Below are 21,199 nucleotides of genomic sequence, written 5' to 3' on the forward strand. Positions count from 1 at the left end.
GTTACAAACAGGTTCTTATTTTTTCCCTCTGGCAGGGGCCTTCTTTGCCCTGGGGGCCTTTGCAGGGGCCGCCCCCTCGGAAGCCTTCCGCACGGCAGGCTTTGCCACCGTTTCCTTCACTGCCTCCTTCACGGTGGCGGCAGTCTCTTTCACAGCCTCCTCCACCTTCTTGGCAGCGTCCTTCACCGCCTCTTTTTTAGGGGAGGCAGGCTTTTTCACAGTTTTGGTGACAGTTTTCGCAGGGGCGCTCTCCCCGGCGGGGACAAGCTTCCACTGCTGGCCCACGCCGTCCACGTCATCCCAAAGCTGGGCAGACGCGCCGTCCTCCTCGCTCATGTCCACAATATCCAGCACCTTGCCGGACTGGACGTTCAAAAGCTTCTTGTAAGTAGCGGTAACCTTCACCAGCTCCCACTGCTGGCTGGACGCGTCCTCCACCTTTTCCCAAAGGTGCGCCCGCGCGCCGCTTTCCACGCCGCCATGCACCACGTCCAGGGCCTTGCCGCTAAGCCTGTTAATAAGCCGTCCGCCGTCCTGGGCCCACAACTGAGCGTCCTCTCCGGTGGGGGCGGTCTGGCACACTCCCTGGCCGTTCTCCACGCCAGCGGCCTGCAGTGCCTTGCCAGTCCTGCGGTTTACAATCATAAATTCTGCCGTTTTCTTCCCAACCATATCCTTACTTCCTTTCAGCTCGCCATTGCACAGTTTATAAATATACAAAGGGCCTTGTTGCCTGTTTTCCGCGTGGCAGCGCCGTTTCACAGCGCTTTCCGCTGTTATCATTATAGCGGTTCATTCTCTTTCTGTCAAATATCACTCCTTTGTGAAAAAGGTGTTTTCCCCGCATATGGCCCCGCTTTTTGGCGAACCGCCCCCCTTAGGGCATGAATTTTTAGCCATTATAGGTAATTCTTTCCGCCGGGGCGCTTTTAAATTCGGCAAAAAATAAATTCCGGAATCTGGGAAAATCCCGCTTGGAAAAGCCATTTCCCTGGTGTATACTATAAGTGCTGCCTTTTCCGCCGGCAGCTTTGCAACTGTAAAAAACATACGCACAGCCAATAAACGGGACGGCGTTTCCAGGCGCAGAAAGGAGCGGCATACATGGCACAGACAGACCAGACAAGGGGGCAGCGGCTCCACCCGGATCCGGCCGCGGGGCTTTCCTCCCAGCAGGTTGCGGGGCAGATACAGCGGGGCCTGCACAACGGGGATTCCGGCGTGAAAAGCAAAACCGAGGGCCAGATTATCTGGGAAAACGTGTTCACCTTTTTTAACCTTCTGAACTTCGCCCTGGCGGCAGCGGTTATCCTGGTAGGCTCCCCCCGCAGCGCCCTTTTCATGGGGGTTATCCTCTCGAATATCGTCATCGGATCCTTCCAGGGCATCCGCGCCAAGCACACCATAGACAAGCTCTCCCTCATCTCCTCCCCCAAGGCGGCTGTCCTGCGGGACGGCAGGCGCCAGACCATCCCGGTGGAGCAGGTGGTTTTAGACGATATCCTCCTGCTCACCGCCGGCAACCAGATCTGCGCCGACGCGGTAGTGGCAGCCGGGGAGTGCGAGGTAAACGAGTCCCTGATAACCGGCGAGTCCGATCCCATTTTAAAGCAGCCGGGGGAACCCCTGCTTTCCGGCAGCTTTGTGGTAAGCGGCCAGTGCTCCGCCCAGGTGGAGCATGTGGGTGCGGAAAACTACGCCAACAAAATCGCCGGGGACGCCAAATACATCAAAAAGCGGAATTCCGAAATTATGGATTCCATTGACCTGATTGTAAAAATCATCGGCTTTGCCATCCTGCCCATTGGGGGCCTGCTGTTCTGGAAGCAGTATTTTGTCCTGGGGGACACCTTCCAAGGCTCGGTGGTCAGCACCTGCGCCGCCATGGTGGGCATGATCCCCGAAGGCCTGGTGCTGCTCATCAGCCTGGCCTTTGCGGTCAGCGTCATCAAGCTTTCCCGGCACAAAACCCTGGTGCAGGATATGTACTGCATCGAAACTTTGGCCCGGGTAGATACCCTGTGCCTGGACAAAACCGGCACCATCACCGAAGGCTCCATGCAGGTAGACGGGCTTTCCCCCTTTGAAGGCCGCACAGAGGCGGAGATGAAAGAAGCCCTTGCCGCGCTCACAGGCAGCCTTCAGGATGACAACCCCACCTTCCTGGCCCTGAAGGACTACCTCCCCGGCCAAAGCGCCTGGTATGCCTCCGGCACAGTGCCCTTCTCCTCTGCCCGAAAATGGTCAGGGGCCTTCTTCCCCGGCAAAGGGGCTTATGTCATGGGCGCAGGGGAATTCATCCTGGGGGAAGCCTTCCAGCAGCGGTTCCCCCAGGCGGAGGAATACTCCAAAAACGGCCAGCGGGTGCTGCTTCTGGCCCGGTCGGACAGCCCCTTTGAGGACAAGTCCCTGCCGGAAGGCCTGGAGCCTATGGGCCTTGTGCTGATAAGCGACAAAATCCGCCGGGAAGCCCCCCGCACCCTGCGGTACTTTGCCGACCAGGGGGTGGACTTAAAGGTTATCTCCGGGGATAATGCCGTCACCGTCTCCCAGATAGCCAAACGGGCGGGGCTGGAAAACGCGGACAGATACTGCGACGCCACCACCCTGCGCAGCGACGAGGATATCCGCCGGGCTGTAAGCGAATACGCTGTGTTCGGCAGGGTGACCCCCCAGCAGAAGCTGGCCTTTGTAAAGGCCTTAAAGGAGGACGGCCACACCGTTGCCATGACCGGGGACGGGGTAAACGACGTGCTGGCCTTAAAGGAAGCCGACTGCTCCATTGCCATGGCCTCCGGCAGCGACGCCGCCCGCACCGTCTCCAACCTGGTGCTTTTAGACTCCAACTTTGCCTCCATGCCCCTGGTGGTGCAGGAGGGCCGCCGCTCCATCAACAACCTCCAGCGCTCCAGCTCCCTGTTCCTGCAAAAAACTATCTTCTCCGCCCTCATCGGCGTGCTGTTTATTTTCATCAATTATACTTACCCCTTCGAGCCTATCCAGCAAACCCTCATCAGCTCCCTCACCATCGGCGTGCCCAGCTTCATCCTGGCCCTGGAGCCGAACCGGGACCGCCTGCGGGGGAAGTTCATCTTCAACGTCCTGAAAATGTGCATCCCCGCCGCCCTCACCATGACCGCGAACATTGTCCTGCTGTGTGCCCTCAGCGGCCCCCTGGGCCTTGCCCCCCAGGAGATGTCCACCCTGGCGGTTATCCTCACCTCCCTCACAGGCTTCATCATGCTCTTTAAGGTCTGCACCCCCTTCAATTCCCTGCGGGGCTTCCTGTTCGGTGGCCTGCTTGCCGTGTTCGTGGTGGCCCTTTTGTTCCTGGGGCAGTTCTTCTCTCTGGTAAGCCTCACCCTGCCCATGCTCATTGCCCTGCTGCCCATGCTCCTTTTCGCCATCGTCCTGATGCTGGCCCTGCTCCACTTTATAGACCACGTCATCGCAAACTCCCAAAGCCCCATGTATCCCTTCAAAAAGCGCCGCCGCGCCCGCAAGCGCAGCGCTTAGGGCGCTTCCCGAAGAACCCGCTTAAGGACTTCCGCCCTTAAGAATCCCTCGCTCCGCTCCCCGCGCACCGCCCCCTGGTGCGGGCAGGCGCCTGGCGGCACGCGGCCAGCCCTACATGCCCCTAATGAACCGCAAAAAGGGAAGCCCCCGCAGGTTTTGCGGGGGCCTCCCTTTTATGAGGATGTAGTATGAAAAGGATAACTTATAAGCAGTTGGAGAAGAATCTGCCAGCCTGGACATTTCCTTATGGTTTATGGTATAATCATACCCGAACAGTCCTGAGATTTCTACAAGAAAAACATCTGCTTTTATAACAATCGTATTTTTCCCACAAAGGAGGGGTGTCCTGTGGCTCAAATCCACCGGCGGGAGGACGATTCGGAAATCATGTACTATAACGATCCCGAGGTTCCTTTTTACGTCAACGACAATTCCCGCCTTTCCATGTTCCCCAACCGGGAAATGCTCGCCCACTGGCACGAGGACATTGAATACATCCACGTGCGGGAAGGGAAAATGGCTTACCATGTCAACGGCGTGGAAATCCCCCTGGGCGCCGGCCAGGCTGTGCTGATAAACGCCAGGCAGCTTCACCATGCCCAGGCCACCAGCGAGGAGGACTGCGTCTACCTGGCAGTGCTGTTCCGCCCGGAAATCCTCAGCAATAACATTGCCCTGCGCAGCAATTATATCGATCCCGTCATAAGCGCCCATATCCCCTACCTGCTTCTGGAGGAAAGCCATCCCCTCTGCGCCTGCCTGGACGAAGCCGCCCGGCTCCACCGGGAAAAGGCCCCTGCCTTTGAGCTGCGTGTTTTAAGCCAGCTCAACCAGATGTGGGCCTTGTTCTTCCAGCTTGTCCAGCAGGAAAGCAACGCCGGCCCGCCTCCCCGGTCCGACCCGGACGTAGCCGTACAGAAGCAGATGGCAGACTACATTTACCGCAACTACCCCCGCAAGCTCACCCTGGGGCAGATAGCCCAGGCCGGCGGCGTGTGCAAAAGCAAGTGCTGCCAGATTTTCAAAAAATATTTCCGGAAAACCCCCGGCGAGTTCCTCATGGCCTACCGCCTGGAGGCCGCCGCCCACCTGCTGCGCACCACCGGGCAGTCTGTCACGGAAATCGCCTATGCCTGCGGGTTCAACAGCCCCAGCTATTTCACAGAAGCCTTCCGCCGGGAGCATGGCTATCCCCCCCGCCGCTTCCGCCGGCAGGCCTCCGGGGAAAAATAACGGCGGTTTTTCGTGGAAAACAGAAATTCCCTGCTGGGAAATGGGCTGTGGGCATTGCAATTTTCAGAAAATGTGATATAATGTGGGTGTAAAAATATATGGAGGTGTTCCCTATGCCTTATGTTATCAATGACGAGTGCATCGCTTGCGGCGCTTGCGCCAGCGACTGCCCTGTTGACGCCATCTCTGAGGGCGACGGCAAGTACGTAATCGACGGCGATACCTGCATCAGCTGCGGCGCTTGCGCCGGCACCTGCCCCGTAGGCGCTCCTGTCGAGGGCTGATTGGCATTGCCAAACAAGAAAAGCGGAGTCTGGGAAGGGGGCTTTCCCTTTTGCAGGCTCTCTTTTTGTATACAGGAAGGGGGTGCGCCATGGAACCGCGCTGGGAAACCCTGGCCCCGGGCTGCCGGGTGCAGGTGACAAAAGAGCACAGCTTTAATACAGACACCCTGCTGCTGGCAGATTTTTCCAAGCCAAACCCCGGGGAGTCCTGCGCAGACTTTGGCACAGGCTGCGGAGCCATCCCCCTTTTGTGGGCCGCCCGGGGAAAGCCCGGGGCTGTGCGGGCCATAGAGCTGCAAAAAGAGGCGGCGGCCCTTGCGGCGGCTTCGGTCCAGGCCAGCGGGCTTTCCGGCGTCATCACGGTTCTACAAGGGGATGTGCGGCAGATAAAGTCCCTCCTGCCCCACGAAAGCCTGGACTTGGTGGCCTGCAACCCGCCCTACCAGGCAGCGGGCACAGGCCTTTTAAGCCCCAGCCCGGCCCGGGCCTTGGCTCGGGTGGGCAGCACCCTCTCTTTGGAAGAGCTGGGACGCTCCGCGAAATTTGCCCTGCGGTATGGGGGCAGGCTCTGCGTCTGCCTGCGTGTGCAGCGCCTGGCCCAGGCAATTCTGGCCTTCGGGCAGATGGGCCTGGAGCCAAAGCGCCTGCGCCTTGTGCAGCAGCGCCTGGACAAAGCCCCTTACCTGTTCCTGCTGGAGTGCCGCAAGGGCGGGAAGCCCGGCCTGGAGATGCAGCCTGCCCTGCTGCTGGAACATCCCGCCGGCGCCCCCTCCCCAGAGCTTTTGGGGATATACGGGGACTACCGCACAACATAAATCATGTAAGAAGGACAAGCATACTTGCACTGGTTATTGTGATACAAGAAAAATTCCCTGCATGGTTTTAGGGTCAACCCCTTTTTTCAAAAGGGGTTGCAGGGTATGGGACAGAGTCCCATGAACTTAGGAGGGCGGCACATGCTGGAAAAAGGCGCGCTATACATAGTGGGCACACCTATTGGGAACCTGGGGGACTTCTCCCCCCGGGCCAGGGAGGTGCTGGGGGCAGCGGACTTCATCGCGGCGGAGGATACCCGGGTAACCCGGGGGCTGCTCACCCATTTCGACATCCACAAGCCCCTCATCAGCTATTTCGAGCACAACAAGCTGGACAGGGGGGCGCAAATCCTGTCCCGGCTAAAGGGGGGCGAAACCTGCGCCCTGGTTTCCGACGCAGGCATGCCTGCCATCTCCGATCCCGGGGAAGCCCTGGTGGCCTCCTGCGCCCGGGAGGGCCTGCCCGTATACGTGGTGCCCGGGCCAACGGCGGTGATTTCCGCCCTGGCTGTCAGCGGCCTGCCCACCGGGCGCTTCACCTTTGAGGGCTTTCTAAGCGTCAATAAGCGCAGCCGCCGGGAGCACCTGCTGGCAGTGGAAAAGGAGGAGCGCACCATGGTTTTCTATGAAGCCCCTCATAAGCTGCGCAAAACCCTCTCCGACTTCTCTAAAACCTTTGGGCCGGACAGGCCCATAGCTGTGGTGCGGGAGCTTACGAAAATCCACGAGGAGGTGTGGCGCACCACCTTAGGGGAAGCCGCCGCCCGTTACCGGGAGCAGGAGCCGCGGGGAGAGTATGTGCTGGTTATCAAGGGGGCCTCCCCCGCTCCCCAGGAGGAAAGCGGCCCCTCCCTGGAGGAAGCTGCCGCCCTGGCCCGGGCGCAGATGGAAAAAGGCCTTTCCCCCAGCGCCGCCGCCAAGGAGGCCGCCAAAGCCACTGGCCTGCGCAAAGGGGATATCTACCGGATGATAGCCGAAGAAAAAGGAGAGGGGGAAAGCCTGTGAAGCCTGCATACGTTATCTGGGACTGGAACGGCACCCTGCTGGACGATGCCCAAACCTGCGTGGACACCATGAACGCCATGCTCAGCAGACGGGGCCTGCCCCTTCTCACCATGGCCCGCTACCGGGAGGTTTTCACCTTCCCCGTGGAAGACTATTACCGCGCCGTCGGCTTCGATTTCGCAAAGGAGCCTTTCCCTCTGCTGGCGGAGGAATATATCCGCCCCTATAACCAGGCCGCCGCTGCCTGCGGCCTGTGCCCCGGCGCAGAGGAAGCCCTGGAGCGGCTTAAGGCCTGGGGCGTGGGACAGGCTGTGGCCTCTGCCTCCCATCAGGAGGCCCTGGAGGAGCAGGTAAAAGCCCTGGGCATTGAGGGTTATTTTGACGCTCTCCTGGGCATCCAGGACGCGCTGGGTGCCGGGAAGGCCGGGGTGGCCCAAAGATACCTCCAGGCCCGCTCCCTTGCCCCCGGGCAGGTGTGGTGCGTGGGGGACACCCTCCACGACTGGGAGGTGGCGGCAAAGATGGGCTGCCGCTGTGTGCTGGTGGCCCAGGGCCACCAGAGCGTCAGGCGGCTTGCCCAGTGCCCCGCCCCTGTCCTGCCCTCCCTTCTCGACCTGCCCGCCTTTTTCCAAAGCCAGGAAAACCCATAAAGGAGGAACCCATTATGATAAAGCTGGGTGTATGCACAGGAGTTGAAAACGCCAAAGCCCTGGCCCAAGCCGGCTTTGATTACATCGAAACCAGCCTCAGCGCCGTTGCCGCCATGTCCGAGGAGGACTTCCAGCAGGCCGAGAAAACCCTTCTGGAATCGGGCCTTTCCTGTGAGGCCATGAACGTGATGATGCCAGGGGAAATCCCCCTTACAGGCCCCCAGGCAGATGTATCCCGGGCCGGGGAATATCTCTCTCGGGCCTTCAGCCGTGTCCGAAAGCTGGGTGCAAAGGTTATTGTCTTTGGATCCGGGGCCAGCCGCCGGGTGCCGGAAAACTTTCCCCATGAAAAAGCCTTCCGGCAGCTAGGGGATTTCCTCACCCTGGCAGACGGCCTTGCCAGGGAAAACGGCCTGCGCATTGCCATAGAGCCTCTGCGCCGGCAGGAGTGCAACATCCTCCATTTTGTCTCGGAAGCCCTTATCCTGGCCTCCCTGCTCCAGCTTCCCCATGTAGGCGTGCTGGGGGATACCTACCACATGGCCGCTGGAAACGAGTCCTTTTCCTCCCTTGCAGAGGCAGGGGAACTGCTGTGGCATGTCCACATGGCAAGGCCCCAGAACCGGGCCTATCCCAGCAGGCAAGACCCGCAGCAGGATCGGGAGGCTTATGCCGCCCTCTTTTCCACCCTGCGGGTCATGGGCTATGAGGGCCGGGTAAGCGTGGAAGGCCAGTGCGCAAACTTCCTGCCCGACGCCAAAGAAAGCTTCGCTTTGCTTAACAGCCTGCGGGCCTGATGTATAGTGATTTTCAAGTGTGTTTACTATATCTCCCCTCCATAAGACAATAAAGCAAAAACAGCATGTGTTATAAAACGCACATGCTGTTTTTGCTGTTTCATGAAGCCAGAAGCGACCTTTACGCCTCCTCTGCAGGGGCGTAAGATTCCATCTCCGTAAGCTGCTTCCAAATCATGTTTACTTCCTCTGTGCAGCTAAAATAGGTGCTGGTGAGAAGGTTTGTGGCAATGCCCAGCTTTTCCGCGTACACATTGATGTTTTTCCAGTCTGCCCGCTCATAGCTGATGGCCAGGTCATACAGCGCGCCGCAGCGGCCCTCGTGGCGCAGCAAAGCGTCCTTAATCTCCTCTGCCACAGGCACAGTAGAAAGGATTTCCTCCAAAGGAGCGGCAATGAGGTAATCCAGGGTGGAGAACATGCCCATCAGGTAAGCGTCTGTGCGGCTGATAGGCATATTCTTTGCATAGCGCATCAGCTCGCTGCAGAAGCTGGCCCGCATAAAGGAAAGCTTCAGGAATTCCTCTGAATCCGGGTCAATTTCGTTTTCCGCGTTGCTGGCGCTCAAAAGGTAAATCCACTGTTTAAGCTGCCCAATGCCCAGCGTCATAATGGCCTGCCGGATAGTGGTAACCCGGCTGGTGGAGAAATAGGCTGTGTTCGCCACCCGCAGCAGGCCATAGGTCAGCGTGGCGTCTGTGGCGATAATCTGCTCTATCTCCTCCATATCCGGCTCTTCCTGCACCACAGCCACCATCAGCCGGAAGAAGTTGCTCTGGAGATACCCGCTGGTGTGGGCCTTGGTGGCAAGCTTCTGGGCCACATAAGAGCCTTGCATAGCATCCACGCCCATGGAAACGGCTTTGTTATAAATCTCCTCTGTTTCCACCTGGGTGGCAATGCACTGCTTGTTCATGCTGTGGGCCATCTCAATAATGTTGCGCAAAGAAGCGTCAGCAGTTGTCTCAAAGTTCAACTTGATGTAATCAATCTCCCCCATCAGCGCCATGTACCGGGGAGAAAAGCGGAACTCGTTCACCGCGATTTTATACCCATCCCTGGCGAACTGCTGCACAAAGCGCATGGCAAAGGGGTGGATAATCACGCTGTCATCTATCTGGATGACAAGGCTTTCCTTCCCAAAAAGCCGGGGGGCCTTGCGCATCAGAAGGTTTGTGGTAAATGTCATGAAGTGGACCGGGCCTTTTAGGGAGCGCTCCACGTTTTGCAGCAAAAAGTTATATACCGTATCCGCCGCGGCAAAGTCATTTGTAGCCTCCTCATTGCCATATGCCTGGTTCTCGCCATGATACAGTATCTCATAGCCTATCACCTGGCTGCCCGCATTTTTAATAGGCTGCCGCACAATATATTTTTCTCTCATAGAGCCTCCTCATATCAGGCGTTTTCTCTAAAAAACCGGCCTGCTTCTCCCCGGCAGTGTCAGGCTGTCTCGCCCTGCGCCGCCTTTTCCTGGAGAAGGCCGTCCATAACGGAAACCAACCGCCCAATTTCAGGCTTGGTAAGCTGCTCGTTTGCCCCCAGCTCTTCGCCCTTAATACGCATTTCCTCGCTTATCAGGGAGGAGAAGATGATCACCGGGATATGCTTTAACTCCGGATCATCCTTCACAAGCTTTGTCAGCCTGTGTCCGTCCATCTGGGGCATTTCAATATCTGTCACAATGAGGGACACATCGTTGTCAATGGTGCCATGGCGCTTGCTTTCCAGCAAATGCTCCCACAGCTCCCTGCCGTTGGGGAACATGCTCAGGTGGGTGTAGCCCGCCTTTGTCAGGGCGTCCCGGATCATGCGGGAAAGGAGGATGGAATCCTCCGCTATGTAAATGGGCTGAAGGTTCCGCTCCCGGGGGCCCATCTCGTCAATTTCGCTTATCTGGATGGAGGTTTCCGGGGCAATCTCCGCCACAATTTTCTCAAAGTCCAGGATAGTCACCAAATCCCCGCCGCACTGGGCAATACCTGTGGCCACCCCGTCGTCGCCGCCGCTGATGGTCTTATCCGGCTTCTGGATTTCCGTCCAGGAAATGCGGTTAATGCCCACCACCGTGTGCACCCGGAAAGCCAGGGTCATTTTATTGAACCCGGTTACAATAAACAAATCCTTTTCCTTTGGCTCGCATTCCTCCACGCCCAGGTACTTAGGCAGGTTTATCACCGTAATCACCGCGTCCCGGGGCTTGAAAATCCCCTCCACCGCCATATGGGTGTGGGGCATGAATTTTACCGGCGCAGAGATCATGATTTCCGTCACCTTCGCCACGTTGATGCCGTAAAGCACCCCGTCAATGGTGAACTCCATAATCTCTATTTCGTTGGTACCAGATTCCAGCAGGATTTCATCATTCATGATGGCCGCCATTACACTCGCTCCCTTTCTTCTCCTGAGTCAAATCACATAGTCCGCCTTGCCATAGCTGCGCACCGTCACCTTCCCCGTACCCGGGTCAAAGGAGATGGTCCGGGCTGTAGTGCCCCCCAAATCTTCTGCCAGCAGGGGTATTTTCTCAGCCCGCAAAATCATATGTACGCTGTCGGCGTTGCGCTTGCCGATATTCCCCAGGGCGCTCCCCTGGGCTGTTTCAAACATTTTCGCGCCCCCGGCAACCTTTGCCACAATGTTTGCCCGCCGGGCGCCCCTTGCTTCCATCTGTTTCAGGGTTTCCCGTATGCCTGTGTCCGCGTATTTCATGGTATTCTTCCGCCCCGCCTCCATATTGATAGGCAGCATAATATGGATGAGCGCGGAAAGCTTTGTCCGCTTGTCTTGCAGGCAGATGCCGATACAGGATCCCAACGCGTATGTTATAAGCTCCTCTCCATACTGCGCCATTTTCATGTCGGCTATCTTCACCACCAGCTTTTGTCCGTTAGCCATTTGTCACGCCCAACTTACGCAAAAGATAATTGAGGCCCCGAATCTCCGGGGAAAGCAGCAGCCTGCAGGGGAGCTCATAATCATCACAGGTAAAATTGCCGCCAATGGTCATCAGGTAGTCTGTCTGCCCGCCATATTCCGCCATGGGCACTGCCAGAATAGCCCCTTGCATGTCCACGGTGAGGCTGGGCACGGTCAGTTCCATGGTTACGCCGGACAGCCCGGACAGGGCGTTGATGAAGGTGGAAATCATGATGTTCCCCACCTCTACCAGGGCAGAGCGCTGCAGTTCGTCCAGATGCTCGAACTCCTCCACCTTGTTGTCAAGCATACATTCCAGCACCATGTTTACAAACTCCAGGGGCAGCACGGAAAGCATAATGCCCCCAATGTCCCCGCCAATGCGCACCAGCACCCCGGCCGTCACATTCTCCGGGCCGCCTATCCAGTCGATAGCCTCGTTATACTCCATAATGCGCACCTCCGGCATGGTAATGCGCACCCGCCGGTTCAAAAGCCCGGAAAGGGCTGTGGCCGCGTTGCCCGTGCCAATGCTTCCCACTTCCCGCAGGGTATCCATTTCCATGCTGCCCAAGTAGTCATAATTCTTAATTTCCATATGGTTCCTCCTCTCAGAGGCCCGCATTCCCAGCCCCGCAGGAGAACGCCGTCCTGCCCGTTCTGTTCAGGCATTCCAGCCTTTCCTGTCTGGCTTTTCCGCCCGCCAGGCGCCATGCCAGCCTCGATTTTTTCCTCTTTTTTAGCGCAGGCCGTTTACTGTGGTTTCGATTTCATCCGAGGTCTGGATCATTTTCAGCGCATAGCTGAAAGAGCGCTGGGACTCGATAACCTTCACCATCTCATGGGCCAAATCTGTGTTGGAGCGCTCCAGATAGCCCTTCACCAGCTTTCCCTGCCCCATCTGGAGCTGCCCGTTTTTCTCTACAGGCACAAAACGGTTGCGCCCCACATGCAGCATTCCGTTGGTGTTCACAAAGTCGAAAATGCCAATGGGCAGTTCGCTCTTCACGTTCTCCTCTGTCAGCTCAATCAGCCTGCCGTCCCGGCCCATGACAAAGCGCCCGTCGCCGTCTGACAGATACCATTTTGCTTCCTGGGTGGGTTCCCCGGTGTCCGGATCCACCGCCCCCTCCACATAAAATTCGGCCTTGGTAAAGGAGCCGTCCCGGGTGTAGCTGTACTCCCCGCTGGCAGGATCCCACAAAGCGAAAAAGCCGTGGCCCTCAATGGCGTAATCCAAATCAAGCCCTGTGTCCGCAAAGCCTGTGCTGCCGAAGTCTGTGTCCGCGCCCACCATATAGGTGCCGGTGCCCCGGGGCAGCTCGTCGGCCTGCGCCCCGGCAATGAAATCATACATCAGCGCCGCGAAGGAAGGCTTCTTGGCCTTGAAGCCATAGTTGTTCACATTGGCAATGTTGTTGCCATGGACATTCAGCCGCTCCTGCTGCTGCCAGGCCCCCACCGCCGCTGTATAGAAGGATTGGTTCATCGTTTCATGCCCTCTTTCCCTGTGTTTATAGAACCGCGCTCATTGCCCGGCGGTTTTACTGCAGCCGGCCCACATCTGTGGTGGCGTGGGTCATCACCTGATCATACATTTTGGTGAGCTGCGCCGCGCTCTGGTAGGCCCGCTGGGTAGACATCATTTTCACCATCTGCTGCACCATGCCCACGTTGGAGCGTTCCACCATGCCATGAAGCACCCTGGCTGTGCCAAGCTGGGGTTCCCCCCCGCCCACAAACAGGCCCCGCTCGTTTTTGGTCAGCTCCCCGTTGTCCGCAAACTCGTAAACGCCGATCTGCCCTAAGAAGCCGCCGTTTTCCGTGTAAATCCTGCCGTAATCGTCGGCACGCACCTTGTCTGTCACCAGCAGGATTTCCTCCCGGTTAATGTCCAGCACCCGCCCAAAGCCCGGCAGGGTGAGATACCCCTCGTCATCCAGGGTGAAGTTGCCGGCCCGGCTGTACGCAATGCCGTCCCCCGTCTGAATGGCGAAAAAGCCCTCCCCCTCTATGCCGAAATCCAAAGGCATGCCTGTTTCATCAAAGGCGCCCTGGGTGTAATCGGTATAAAGCTGGCTGGGCACAGTGGCATAGCTGATGCCGCCGATATCCGTATAGATTTTCTCCTTGTTGCCTACGCGGCTCCACATCACCTCATCAAAGGTCTGCCCTGTAAAGCAGTCCTCCTTAAAGCCGGAAGTGGCCACGTTTGCCATGTTGTTGGAAATGACATCCAGGTTTTTGCCATGGGTAATCATCCCGGACGCCAGGTTGTAAAAGCCTTTGAACATTTCCTTTTCCTCCCGAAAAAGATTTCTGAAATTGGTTTGGGGGGTAAGTCCGCCCCTGCCGCAGCCTTACCCGCTGCGCATATAGTCCTCCATCAGCACCTTCAGCTTCTGCACAGCCCTGGCGTGTATCTGGGACACCCGGGGCGCGCTGATTTCCAGCACTGTGGCAATATCCTTCATTTTCAGGTTCCGCTCATAATAAAGGGACAGAACAAGCTGTTCGTTGGTCTTCAGGGTGCTGACAGCTTTTGCCAGAGTGTTCACCAGCTCTTCCCCCATCAGCGCCTGCTCGGGGTGCCCCCCGCTTTCCGGATCCGCGGCGGCCTCCCAACTGTCATTGCCCTCGAAAACCTCGTCTAAAGACAGGATGTTGTGCAGGGAGGCGTTTGCCATGGCCTCCCGGTATTCCTCTATAGTAATGCCCAGCTTTTCCGCCACTTCGCTGTCGCTGGGCATTTTCCCCGTCTGGTTATACATTTCCGTTACAGCCTTGTCAATGCGCTGGGCGCGCTGCCGCACTGTGCGGGGCACCCAGTCCTGCTGCCGGGCCAGGTCTACAATCATCCCCCGGATGCGCTTTGCCACATACATTTCAAAGCGCCCCTTCTCCGGGTCAAATTTATCCACCGCGTCGGCCAGCACAATCAGGCCTTCGTTGATGATGTCGTCCAGTTGCGTGAAGCTGCAGAACACGCCTCGTATCTGTAGGGCTATGCTGCGTATCAGCCCCGTATACCGTAAGGCGATTTCCCATTTCAAATCCTGATCCCGGGTTTCCCCGTACAGGGCGAAAAGCTCCTCGGTGGTCATTTCCTCATAAGGCTTCCGGGCGGAATCCGTCATGTGCCCACCGCCCTTCGCACGTTTGCCCCCTGCTGCATGGTCACGTTGCCGATAGACTGGATCTGCACTGTGCCCACAATCTCACTGAAGGAAAGCACGTAGAGGTTGTTGAAATACTGGGACAAAAGCCGGCTGAGATAAATGCGTATCACCTGGCTGGTAAGCAGGATGGGCGACTGGTTCAAATCGCCAAACTTGGGAATGTGCTCCGCAAGCTGGGTGATAACGGTCTGTATCAGTTCCGGCTCCATTGCCAAATAGATGCCATGGTCGTTTTTCACCAGGGAAGCCACAATCTTCCGCTCCACCTCTGCGTCCAGGGTCATGGCCCTAAGCTGCCCGTCCTCGCAGAAACGCCGGGTGATGGTGCGGCTCAAGGCACTGCGCACGCTCTCCGTAATAATATCCGGATCCCGGGTGGTGTTCATGGCGTCCACCATGGTTTCCAGGATGGTTTCCATGTCCCGGATGGGCACGCCCTCCATCAGGAGGTTCCGCAGCACCTTTTCCAGCATGGCATAGGAAACCACTGCCGGGCAGGCCTCCTCCACCAGCTCCGGGGATGTATTCTTCAGGTTCTCCACAAGCTGGATCGTCTCCGAACGGGTAAGCAGCTCGTGGGCATGGCGCCTGATGGTTTCGGAAAGGTGGGTCAGCATAACGGACAGGGGGTCGATAACCGTATAGCCGTAAATCTCCGCCATTTCCTTGTTCTCCGGCAGAATCCACCGGGAGGGGATGCCGTAGGCCGGCTCCACTGTCTCAATGCCGTCAATTTCGCCCAGGGGCTTGGCAGGCTCCAAAGCCAGGTAGTAGTCCACCAGGATTTCGCCCTTTGCCACTTCCTCGCCCTTCACGCGCACCACATACTGGTTGGTGCCGATAATAGAGCTGTCATGCATACGCACGGTGGGCACCACGAAGCCCATTTCCTGGGCATACTGCCGCCGGAAGATAACCACCCGGTTAATCAGCTTGCCGCCGCTGCTTTCATCCACCAGGGGGATAAGGCTGTAGCCCACCTCCAGCTCAATCGGCTCCACAGAAAGCAGGGAGTACACGTTGCTGATATCCTTATAATAGTCAGACTCCGCAGGCGCGGCCTCCGGGACCTGCTCCAGGGCGGCAGCCTCCTCGGCCTCCTGCTCCTGCACCTGCTTGGCCCTGCCGCCGCGGCTGATCATGAAGCCCATGGCGAAGATAACGCTGGCCACTATCACCAGGGGGACAGTGGGGGTGTTGGGGATAACCGCCAGGAACACCAGCGCCGCTGCCGCCGTCATCAGCGCCCGGGGCTGGGCCTTGAACTGTCCCAGCACGTCGCTGTTCAGGCTGCCGTCGGAAACAGAGCGGGTGACAATCATGCCGGTGGCGGTGGAGATCATCAGGGCGGGAAGCTGGGAAACCAGGCCGTCGCCAATGGTGGCGGTGGAGTAAATAGAGGCCACTGTCCCAATGTCCTGGCCGCCCTGCACCACGCCGATAAGAATGCCGCCGATAAGGTTTATCAGGGTAATGATAAGGGACATCACCGCGTCGCCCTTGACGATTTTCGTAGCGCCGTCCATAGCGCCGTAAAAGTCGGATTCCTTCTGGATTTTTGAGCGGCGCATACGGGCTTCCTGCTCGTCGATTACGCCGGTGTTCAAATCCGCGTCAATGGCCATCTGCTTGCCAGGCATGGCGTCCAGGGTGAAGCGGGCGGCAACCTCGGCCACGCGCTCCGCGCCCTTGGTGATAACGATAAACTGCACCAGCACAATTATAAAGAATATGATGAAGCCAATTACAATGTTGCCGCTGGTGATAAGCTGCCCAAACGCAGCAATAACCTGTCCCGCGTTGCCCCCGTTTGACAGAATCAGCCGGGTGGAGGAAACGTTCATGCCTAGGCGGAACAGGGTGGTGATGAGCAGCAGGGAGGGGAAAATGGAAAATTCCAGGGCCTCCGATATATTCATGGTGATAAGAAGGATTATCACGGAAAGGGCTATGTTGATGACCAGAAGGACATCCAGCATAAAGGTGGGCAGGGGCAAAATCAGGAACAGCACCACTACCACCACAAACAGGGAAACCGCGTTGTCCAGTATCCGCTTCATGGGCATCCTCCCTTCCTTTTTCTGGACTTGCTTAAAGGGTACAGCCTATTATATCATAAACTCCCGGATAAATAAAGACTATCCTGCGGCATTGCGGGAAGAAATATCTGCCATGCCGTCAAAATGCATAAAAAACGCGCCTGCAAGCCTGTTCCCTATAAAACCTGCCTTTGCGAGGCGGTGAAAAACCTGCTGTTTTTCTGCAAAAAACTGCTGGTTTTTGGGAAAAAACGGTAGTTTTGTAAACATTTTGTCATTTCTGAAACCATTTTGTCACCTTTTGTGCTGCCAGAGATTTGGCAGAAATGCACAAAGGTAAAAGGCCTTTTATCCGGGCAGCTTGTTTGCCAGTTTAAACACATACACCAGCACTTCCGCCACCGGCCCGTACAGCGCCGGCGGGATCTCCTGGTAAAGCTCCGCGGTGTCATAAAGCGCGTGGGCCAGGGGGACGTTTTCGATGGTGGGGATTTCGCACTCCTCGGCTTTCTGCACAATGCGCATGGCCAGCTCATCCTGGCCCTTAGCCAGCACCTTGGGAGCAGCGTCCTGCCCCGGCTTATAGGCCAGGGCAATGGCGTAATGGGTGGGGTTGCGGATAATGACATCGGCCTGGGGCACCTGCTGCATCATACGGGCCTGGGCCATCTTCCGCTGGATCTCCTTAATCTTCCCCTTTACCTGGGGGTCGCCTTCGGTCTGTTTATATTCTTCTTTTATTTCCTGTTTGGACATTTTCATTTTCCGCTCGTGATCCCACCACTGGTAGAGGAAGTCAAAGCCTGCCAGAGCGGCGAAGGCCAAAATTACCTTCAAAAGCATGAAGAAAATGGCTTCCAGCAAGTAGCCGCAGGCTTCCGGCAGGGCGGTGTAGAGGAAATTGCCGGAAACCCGCACCAGTTCTTCCACGCTGGTGTAAATCAGGTACAGCAGGATGCTGATTTTCAAAAGGCCCTTCAGGGCCTCCACGATGCTGCGCAGGGAAAAAATCCGCTTGATGCCCTGGGCCGGGCTTATGCGGTTGAACTTGGGTTTCAAAAGCTCCCCAGTGACCAGGAGCCGGGTTTGGGCAAAGGTGGCTGACACCGCCATCAATACGGTGATTGCCAGCATCAGTCCGGCGGTCTGCACGAAAATGATGGCGCCCTGCACCACAATCTCCCCCAGGAATTCTTCTATGGCTGCGCCTTCCGCCATCAGGCCCAGATAGGAATAAGTATAGCGGAACATGCCTTGCAGCTTCTCCACATAGGTGGGGAACAGCACCCGGATCATCATGACGCTGCCTATGAGGGTTGCCACTGCTATCACGTCCTGCACCAGCAGCACGTTGCCCTTTTTCCGTTCGTCGCGCCTTCGTTTCGGCGTGGCCTTTTCGGTTTTGTCTCCCACAGTGTCCCCCCTTTGCGCTTCCCCGCTTTTGCGGCGTGCTTGCCTGCCCCCGTGCCCCCCTCAAAAACCTTTCGTTTTGGGAAATGGTTTTTTTTATGGATCCCTCTCGGTTTTGGAGGGGCTGGGGCTACCCGCCGGCGATTTGGGACACAGCCTTCTCCAGCTCTGAAAGCATGGTGGTTTCCATTGCCAGGATGTATTCGCTGAAGGTGGAAAGCAGGAAGAACAGGATGACGGTGCCTACCAGCACTTTTAACTCAATGTTAATCGCAAACACGTTTATCTGGGGGATGACCTTCATCAGCACCCCCATGCCTATCTGGCCCATAAACTCTGCCGCCAGGATGGGCATACAAAGCTTCACCCCCATCAGGGCGCAGTCTGCAAAAATTTCCACCACCCGCTCCGCCGTGGCCTCCCCAAAAGCTGCCGCCCCAAAGGGCACCAGGTTTCCGGAGGAGATCATCAGCCGCAAAAGGGTGTAATGCCCATTAGCGGCAATGAACAGGAGCATGGCATAGATATTCAGCAGGTTTGCCGAGGGGGTCATGTTCCCCTGAAAGCCGGGATCATAGGTGGCGGCCATGGCAAGGCCCATCTGTTCGTCCATAACCGTACCGGCCAGGGCTGGGATAAAGAAAAACATCTGCATGATCATGCCTACCATGAAGCCCAGGCCCAGCTCCAGCAGAATTTTTACCATCAGCTCCAGCAGGGTGCCGGGGGTTGTCACAACGCCTGTATAGGCATAGCTTACCGACACGCTTAAAAGCATAATAAACCCGGCCTTGAAATACCGGGGGATATTAGACCGGCTGAACAAGGGGGTAAACAGCACAAAGCCCGACATGCGGGCTGTGATATAGATGAACAGGGTTAAGCTGTCCCAATTTAACAGATTGTCTAAATTGTCCATAGGTTATGCCCGGATCAGTTCCAGCAGTTCCCTGGCATATTCCTGGAGGTTTCCCAGCATCCAGTCCCCGCCGATAACCAGGAACAGCCCCACCACCACCAGCTTTAAAATGAAGGAGATGGTCTGTTCATGGATTTGAGTGACGGCCTGTATGATGGCGGTGAGCACGCCCACTGCCATGCTCAGCAGCAGCATTGGCCCTGCCAGCCGGATGACAACACCGATGCCGTCCCGGAATACGTCTACAACTTGCGTGGTCCCCATACTGCCACCTGCCTTTCTCTATCTGCCTCAGCGGAATGTCTGCACCAGGGATGAAAACACCAGTTCCCAGCCGTTCAGTGTGATGAACAGCAGGAGCTTGAAGGGCGTGGAAATCATAGAAGGCGGCAGCATGACCATGCCCATGGACATAAGGGTGGAAGCCACGATGATGTCGATGAGCAGGAAGGGGATATAGAGGTAAAAGCCGATTTCAAAAGCCCTTTTCAGCTCTGAGGTGGCAAAGGAGGGCACGATAATCCGCAGGGGCAATTCCCTTGCCTCCTCCTCTGTATCCGGCTTGCTGATGCCCGCCATCCCGCAGTACATATCCAGGGAGGATGGCTCTGTCTGCCGCAGCATAAATTCCTTTAGAGGGGCTTTCGCCCGGTCGAAAAATTCCTCCTGGGTGATTTCCTCGTTGATGTATGGCTCGTAAGCCTCTGCCTGCACCTGGGAAAGCACCGGGCCCATGGTAAACAGGGTTAAGAACAGGGCAAGGCCCACCAGCACCATGTTGGGCGGCGTCTGCTGGGTGCCCATGGCGTTTCGCAGGAACGACAGGGAAATCACATATCTGGTGAAGGATGTACACATGATCACCAGGGAGGGCAGAAGGGTGATAATCGTAGTTAAAAGGATGATGTCCAGCACCTGCACGCTGTCACCGTTGATGTTTACAAGATTGTTCAGGCTGTCAAGGCCGCTGTCCAAACGCTGTCACCATCCTTTCGTCATTTTTTTGAGGGAAAGCTCCCTTTCAGTATCTGGGCAAAGCTGGGAGCGCTGTCCCCGCCCGGGGGCTGGCCCTCCAGCCACTGTTTTGCTTCCTCCTGGGAAAGCTCTGTCAGCACCTGGATGCTCCCGCCTGTCACGCCTAAAAGCAGGCAGCGGCTGTGTACACGCACCAGCACCAGGCGTTCATTTTTGCCCACGTTCCGCTGCCACAACAGGGCCATGTTTTCATGGGCTTTTTCTCCTGACCGGGGAAATCCGGGCAGGCCCGGCAGGCCCCGGCGGGCGATAAGGCGCGTACACCAATAGGCCAGCACCAGCACCACCCCTATGGTCAGCAGCATGCCTAAGAGCGATAAAACTCCCTGGGGCATGGTTCCTTACGGCTCCCCGACGATGGAGGAAACCGTCTTCATAATGCGATCCGGCTTAAAGGGCTTTACGATAAAGTCCTTGGCCCCGGACTGGATGGCTTCGATAACCATGGCTTCCTGGCCCATGGCAGAGCACATAACCACGTTGCAGGCGGGGTTCTTGGCCTTCATAGCCTTCAAGGCCTCCAGGCCGTCCATGTTGGGCATGGTGATGTCCATGATTACCAGGTCGGGGGAAAGCTCCGTGAACTTTTCTACGGCGTCGGCCCCGTCCACAGCCTCGTGGAGGTCAGTATACCCATTTTTGCTCAGGGTATCCTTGATAACCTTGCGCATGAATGCAGCGTCGTCAACTAATAAGATCTTTGCCATTGTAGTTCTCCTCTTTTCTTAGTTTGGTTCGTATCTGGCGCTCATTTTAACTGAGCCACGTCCTCCAGATCGGGTTTTTTGAGTATTTCTGTCACCCGGATGCCGAAGTTGTCATCGACTACCACCACATCGCCCCGGGCAATACACTTGCCGTTGACAAACAGGTCTACCTGATCCCCTGCCAGCTTATCCAGCACTACCAGGGAGCCTTTGGCAAAAGCCAGGATTTCCTGTACCCGCCGCCGTGTGCGGCCTATTTCCACCGTGACCTCCAGGGGCACGTTCATAATCAAATCCAGGTTTTCTGCCTGCTCCTGGCTTAACTCCTGGCCATTTTCCAACCTGGGCATTTTCGGCTGCTGGGTGGGAATGACCTTGGGATCTGCCGGCTGGGGAGCCGGGGGAGCGGGCCAGCCATAGTAGGGCGGGGGATAGTATCCCGGGTACCCGGGATATCCGCCCTGCTGCCCTTCCTGCCCCGGGTAGGGCGGGTAATAGGGCGGGGGCGCCATGCCTTCGGGAGGCATGGCCGCGGGAGGAACAGGCGCGGGGGCCGCAGGGGCCGGGGCTGCGGGAGCCGGGGCCGGGGCGGCAGCAGGCGCGCCTCCTGCCAGCATTTTCTCGATTTCCTCCTGGCTCATCACGCCGCCAGAGGACGGGGCGGGAGCCGGGGCCGGCGCGGCGGCAGGCG

At 57.3% G+C, this 21,199-nt stretch carries 23 protein-coding genes; 7 read left to right on the forward strand and 16 right to left on the reverse strand.

From position 1 onward, the window contains the following. Positions 1–15 precede the first annotated feature (15 nt). Positions 16–672 carry an RICIN domain-containing protein gene (locus tag D1841_RS09975; RefSeq protein WP_160642436.1) on the reverse strand — a complete coding sequence of 219 codons (657 nt, stop codon included), beginning with the start codon at positions 670–672 and terminating at the stop codon, positions 16–18. Between the two features lie 432 nt (positions 673–1,104). On the opposite strand from D1841_RS09975, the gene D1841_RS09980 reads away from it, so the two are divergent. From D1841_RS09980 to D1841_RS10010, 7 genes are all read left to right on the forward strand, one after another. Next, positions 1,105–3,516: a cation-translocating P-type ATPase gene (locus D1841_RS09980; protein WP_160642435.1), complete on the forward strand. Its 2,412-nt coding sequence runs from the start codon at positions 1,105–1,107 to the stop codon at positions 3,514–3,516. A gap of 348 nt (positions 3,517–3,864) precedes the next feature. Continuing rightward, positions 3,865–4,749 carry an AraC family transcriptional regulator gene (locus D1841_RS09985; RefSeq protein WP_160642434.1) on the forward strand — a complete coding sequence of 295 codons (885 nt, stop codon included), beginning with the start codon at positions 3,865–3,867 and terminating at the stop codon, positions 4,747–4,749. A gap of 113 nt (positions 4,750–4,862) precedes the next feature. Then, the gene (locus D1841_RS09990) at positions 4,863–5,033 is read left to right on the forward strand and encodes a DUF362 domain-containing protein (RefSeq protein WP_160577953.1); all 171 of its coding nucleotides are present in this window, start codon (positions 4,863–4,865) and stop codon (positions 5,031–5,033) included. An 89-nt stretch (positions 5,034–5,122) separates the two neighbouring features. Then, positions 5,123–5,848 (forward strand): tRNA1(Val) (adenine(37)-N6)-methyltransferase, encoded by a 726-nt coding sequence (locus tag D1841_RS09995; protein ID WP_160642433.1) that lies wholly within the window; start codon positions 5,123–5,125, stop codon positions 5,846–5,848. Positions 5,849–5,989: 141 nt separating this feature from the next. Further along, a complete protein-coding gene (gene rsmI / locus D1841_RS10000; RefSeq protein ID WP_160642432.1) occupies positions 5,990–6,853 on the forward strand; it encodes a 16S rRNA (cytidine(1402)-2'-O)-methyltransferase in 864 nt (287 codons plus the stop codon). Next, entirely contained in the window at positions 6,850–7,503 is a 654-nt protein-coding gene (locus D1841_RS10005) for an HAD family hydrolase (protein WP_160642431.1), read from the forward strand. Before rsmI ends, D1841_RS10005 begins: the two co-directional genes overlap by 4 nt. A 14-nt stretch (positions 7,504–7,517) precedes the next feature. Then, on the forward strand, positions 7,518–8,300 hold the full coding sequence (locus D1841_RS10010) for a sugar phosphate isomerase/epimerase (RefSeq protein WP_160642430.1): 783 nt from the start codon (positions 7,518–7,520) through the stop codon (positions 8,298–8,300). A 121-nt stretch (positions 8,301–8,421) separates the two neighbouring features. On the opposite strand, the gene D1841_RS10015 is transcribed toward D1841_RS10010, so the two are convergent. The 15 genes from D1841_RS10015 to fliN all read right to left on the reverse strand — a co-directional run. Beyond that, on the reverse strand, positions 8,422–9,684 hold the full coding sequence (locus D1841_RS10015; protein ID WP_160642429.1) for an EAL and HDOD domain-containing protein: 1,263 nt from the start codon (positions 9,682–9,684) through the stop codon (positions 8,422–8,424). A 59-nt stretch (positions 9,685–9,743) separates the two neighbouring features. After that, positions 9,744–10,682, reverse strand: a complete 939-nt coding sequence (locus tag D1841_RS10020; RefSeq protein ID WP_237076222.1) for a chemotaxis protein — start codon at positions 10,680–10,682, stop codon at positions 9,744–9,746. Between the two features lie 27 nt (positions 10,683–10,709). Continuing rightward, complete coding sequence (locus D1841_RS10025) at positions 10,710–11,198, reverse strand: chemotaxis protein CheD (RefSeq protein ID WP_160642428.1); 489 nt, start codon at positions 11,196–11,198, stop codon at positions 10,710–10,712. After that, positions 11,191–11,817, reverse strand: coding sequence for a chemotaxis protein CheC (locus D1841_RS10030; protein WP_201751233.1), 627 nt, complete (start codon positions 11,815–11,817; stop codon positions 11,191–11,193). The genes D1841_RS10025 and D1841_RS10030 overlap by 8 nt, the downstream gene beginning before the upstream one ends. Positions 11,818–11,958: 141 nt before the next feature. Beyond that, on the reverse strand, positions 11,959–12,708 hold the full coding sequence (locus D1841_RS10035; protein ID WP_160642427.1) for a flagellar hook-basal body protein: 750 nt from the start codon (positions 12,706–12,708) through the stop codon (positions 11,959–11,961). A 55-nt stretch (positions 12,709–12,763) separates the two neighbouring features. After that, complete coding sequence (locus D1841_RS10040) at positions 12,764–13,513, reverse strand: flagellar hook-basal body protein (protein ID WP_160642426.1); 750 nt, start codon at positions 13,511–13,513, stop codon at positions 12,764–12,766. 66 nt (positions 13,514–13,579) lie between these two features. Continuing rightward, on the reverse strand, positions 13,580–14,356 hold the full coding sequence (locus D1841_RS10045) for a sigma-70 family RNA polymerase sigma factor (RefSeq protein ID WP_160642425.1): 777 nt from the start codon (positions 14,354–14,356) through the stop codon (positions 13,580–13,582). Next, a complete protein-coding gene (flhA, locus tag D1841_RS10050; RefSeq protein WP_237076221.1) occupies positions 14,353–16,458 on the reverse strand; it encodes a flagellar biosynthesis protein FlhA in 2,106 nt (701 codons plus the stop codon). The genes D1841_RS10045 and flhA overlap by 4 nt, the downstream gene beginning before the upstream one ends. A gap of 327 nt (positions 16,459–16,785) precedes the next feature. Next, positions 16,786–17,850: a flagellar biosynthesis protein FlhB gene (gene flhB, locus D1841_RS10055; RefSeq protein ID WP_160642423.1), complete on the reverse strand. Its 1,065-nt coding sequence runs from the start codon at positions 17,848–17,850 to the stop codon at positions 16,786–16,788. Between the two features lie 127 nt (positions 17,851–17,977). Then, complete coding sequence (locus D1841_RS10060) at positions 17,978–18,766, reverse strand: flagellar biosynthetic protein FliR (RefSeq protein WP_237076220.1); 789 nt, start codon at positions 18,764–18,766, stop codon at positions 17,978–17,980. 3 nt (positions 18,767–18,769) lie between these two features. Beyond that, positions 18,770–19,030: a flagellar biosynthetic protein FliQ gene (locus D1841_RS10065; RefSeq protein ID WP_160642422.1), complete on the reverse strand. Its 261-nt coding sequence runs from the start codon at positions 19,028–19,030 to the stop codon at positions 18,770–18,772. Between the two features lie 27 nt (positions 19,031–19,057). Continuing rightward, positions 19,058–19,741 (reverse strand): flagellar type III secretion system pore protein FliP, encoded by a 684-nt coding sequence (fliP, locus tag D1841_RS10070; protein WP_371721730.1) that lies wholly within the window; start codon positions 19,739–19,741, stop codon positions 19,058–19,060. A 20-nt stretch (positions 19,742–19,761) separates the two neighbouring features. Further along, on the reverse strand, positions 19,762–20,136 hold the full coding sequence (locus D1841_RS10075) for a flagellar biosynthetic protein FliO (RefSeq protein ID WP_160642421.1): 375 nt from the start codon (positions 20,134–20,136) through the stop codon (positions 19,762–19,764). A 6-nt stretch (positions 20,137–20,142) separates the two neighbouring features. Continuing rightward, complete coding sequence (locus D1841_RS10080) at positions 20,143–20,508, reverse strand: response regulator (RefSeq protein WP_160642420.1); 366 nt, start codon at positions 20,506–20,508, stop codon at positions 20,143–20,145. Positions 20,509–20,549: 41 nt separating this feature from the next. Continuing rightward, the coding region (gene fliN, locus D1841_RS10085) for a flagellar motor switch protein FliN (RefSeq protein ID WP_166554255.1) at positions 20,550–21,199 on the reverse strand (650 nt) is incomplete at its 5' end.

Source organism: Neglectibacter sp. X4 (assembly GCF_009917365.1).
Taxonomy (GTDB): Bacteria; Bacillota; Clostridia; order Oscillospirales; family Acutalibacteraceae; genus Acutalibacter.

Bases quoted from the DNA above. Each gene is read 5' to 3' on its own strand.
- D1841_RS10030 (WP_201751233.1), bottom strand. From the start codon at position 11,817: ATGGAAATTAAGAATTATGACTACTTGGGCAGCATGGAAATGGATACC.
- D1841_RS10025 (WP_160642428.1), bottom strand. From the start codon at position 11,198: ATGGCTAACGGACAAAAGCTGGTGGTGAAGATAGCCGACATGAAAATG.
- D1841_RS10040 (WP_160642426.1), bottom strand. From the start codon at position 13,513: ATGTTCAAAGGCTTTTACAACCTGGCGTCCGGGATGATTACCCATGGC.
- D1841_RS09980 (WP_160642435.1), top strand. From the start codon at position 1,105: ATGGCACAGACAGACCAGACAAGGGGGCAGCGGCTCCACCCGGATCCG.
- D1841_RS10060 (WP_237076220.1), bottom strand. From the start codon at position 18,766: ATGGACAATTTAGACAATCTGTTAAATTGGGACAGCTTAACCCTGTTC.
- D1841_RS10020 (WP_237076222.1), bottom strand. From the start codon at position 10,682: ATGGCGGCCATCATGAATGATGAAATCCTGCTGGAATCTGGTACCAAC.
- D1841_RS10035 (WP_160642427.1), bottom strand. From the start codon at position 12,708: ATGAACCAATCCTTCTATACAGCGGCGGTGGGGGCCTGGCAGCAGCAG.
- D1841_RS10080 (WP_160642420.1), bottom strand. From the start codon at position 20,508: ATGGCAAAGATCTTATTAGTTGACGACGCTGCATTCATGCGCAAGGTT.
- D1841_RS09975 (WP_160642436.1), bottom strand. From the start codon at position 672: ATGGTTGGGAAGAAAACGGCAGAATTTATGATTGTAAACCGCAGGACT.
- rsmI (WP_160642432.1), top strand. From the start codon at position 5,990: ATGCTGGAAAAAGGCGCGCTATACATAGTGGGCACACCTATTGGGAAC.
- flhA (WP_237076221.1), bottom strand. From the start codon at position 16,458: ATGAAGCGGATACTGGACAACGCGGTTTCCCTGTTTGTGGTGGTAGTG.
- D1841_RS10015 (WP_160642429.1), bottom strand. From the start codon at position 9,684: ATGAGAGAAAAATATATTGTGCGGCAGCCTATTAAAAATGCGGGCAGC.
- D1841_RS09990 (WP_160577953.1), top strand. From the start codon at position 4,863: ATGCCTTATGTTATCAATGACGAGTGCATCGCTTGCGGCGCTTGCGCC.
- D1841_RS10045 (WP_160642425.1), bottom strand. From the start codon at position 14,356: ATGACGGATTCCGCCCGGAAGCCTTATGAGGAAATGACCACCGAGGAG.
- D1841_RS10065 (WP_160642422.1), bottom strand. From the start codon at position 19,030: ATGGGGACCACGCAAGTTGTAGACGTATTCCGGGACGGCATCGGTGTT.
- D1841_RS10010 (WP_160642430.1), top strand. From the start codon at position 7,518: ATGATAAAGCTGGGTGTATGCACAGGAGTTGAAAACGCCAAAGCCCTG.
- D1841_RS09995 (WP_160642433.1), top strand. From the start codon at position 5,123: ATGGAACCGCGCTGGGAAACCCTGGCCCCGGGCTGCCGGGTGCAGGTG.
- D1841_RS10075 (WP_160642421.1), bottom strand. From the start codon at position 20,136: ATGCCCCAGGGAGTTTTATCGCTCTTAGGCATGCTGCTGACCATAGGG.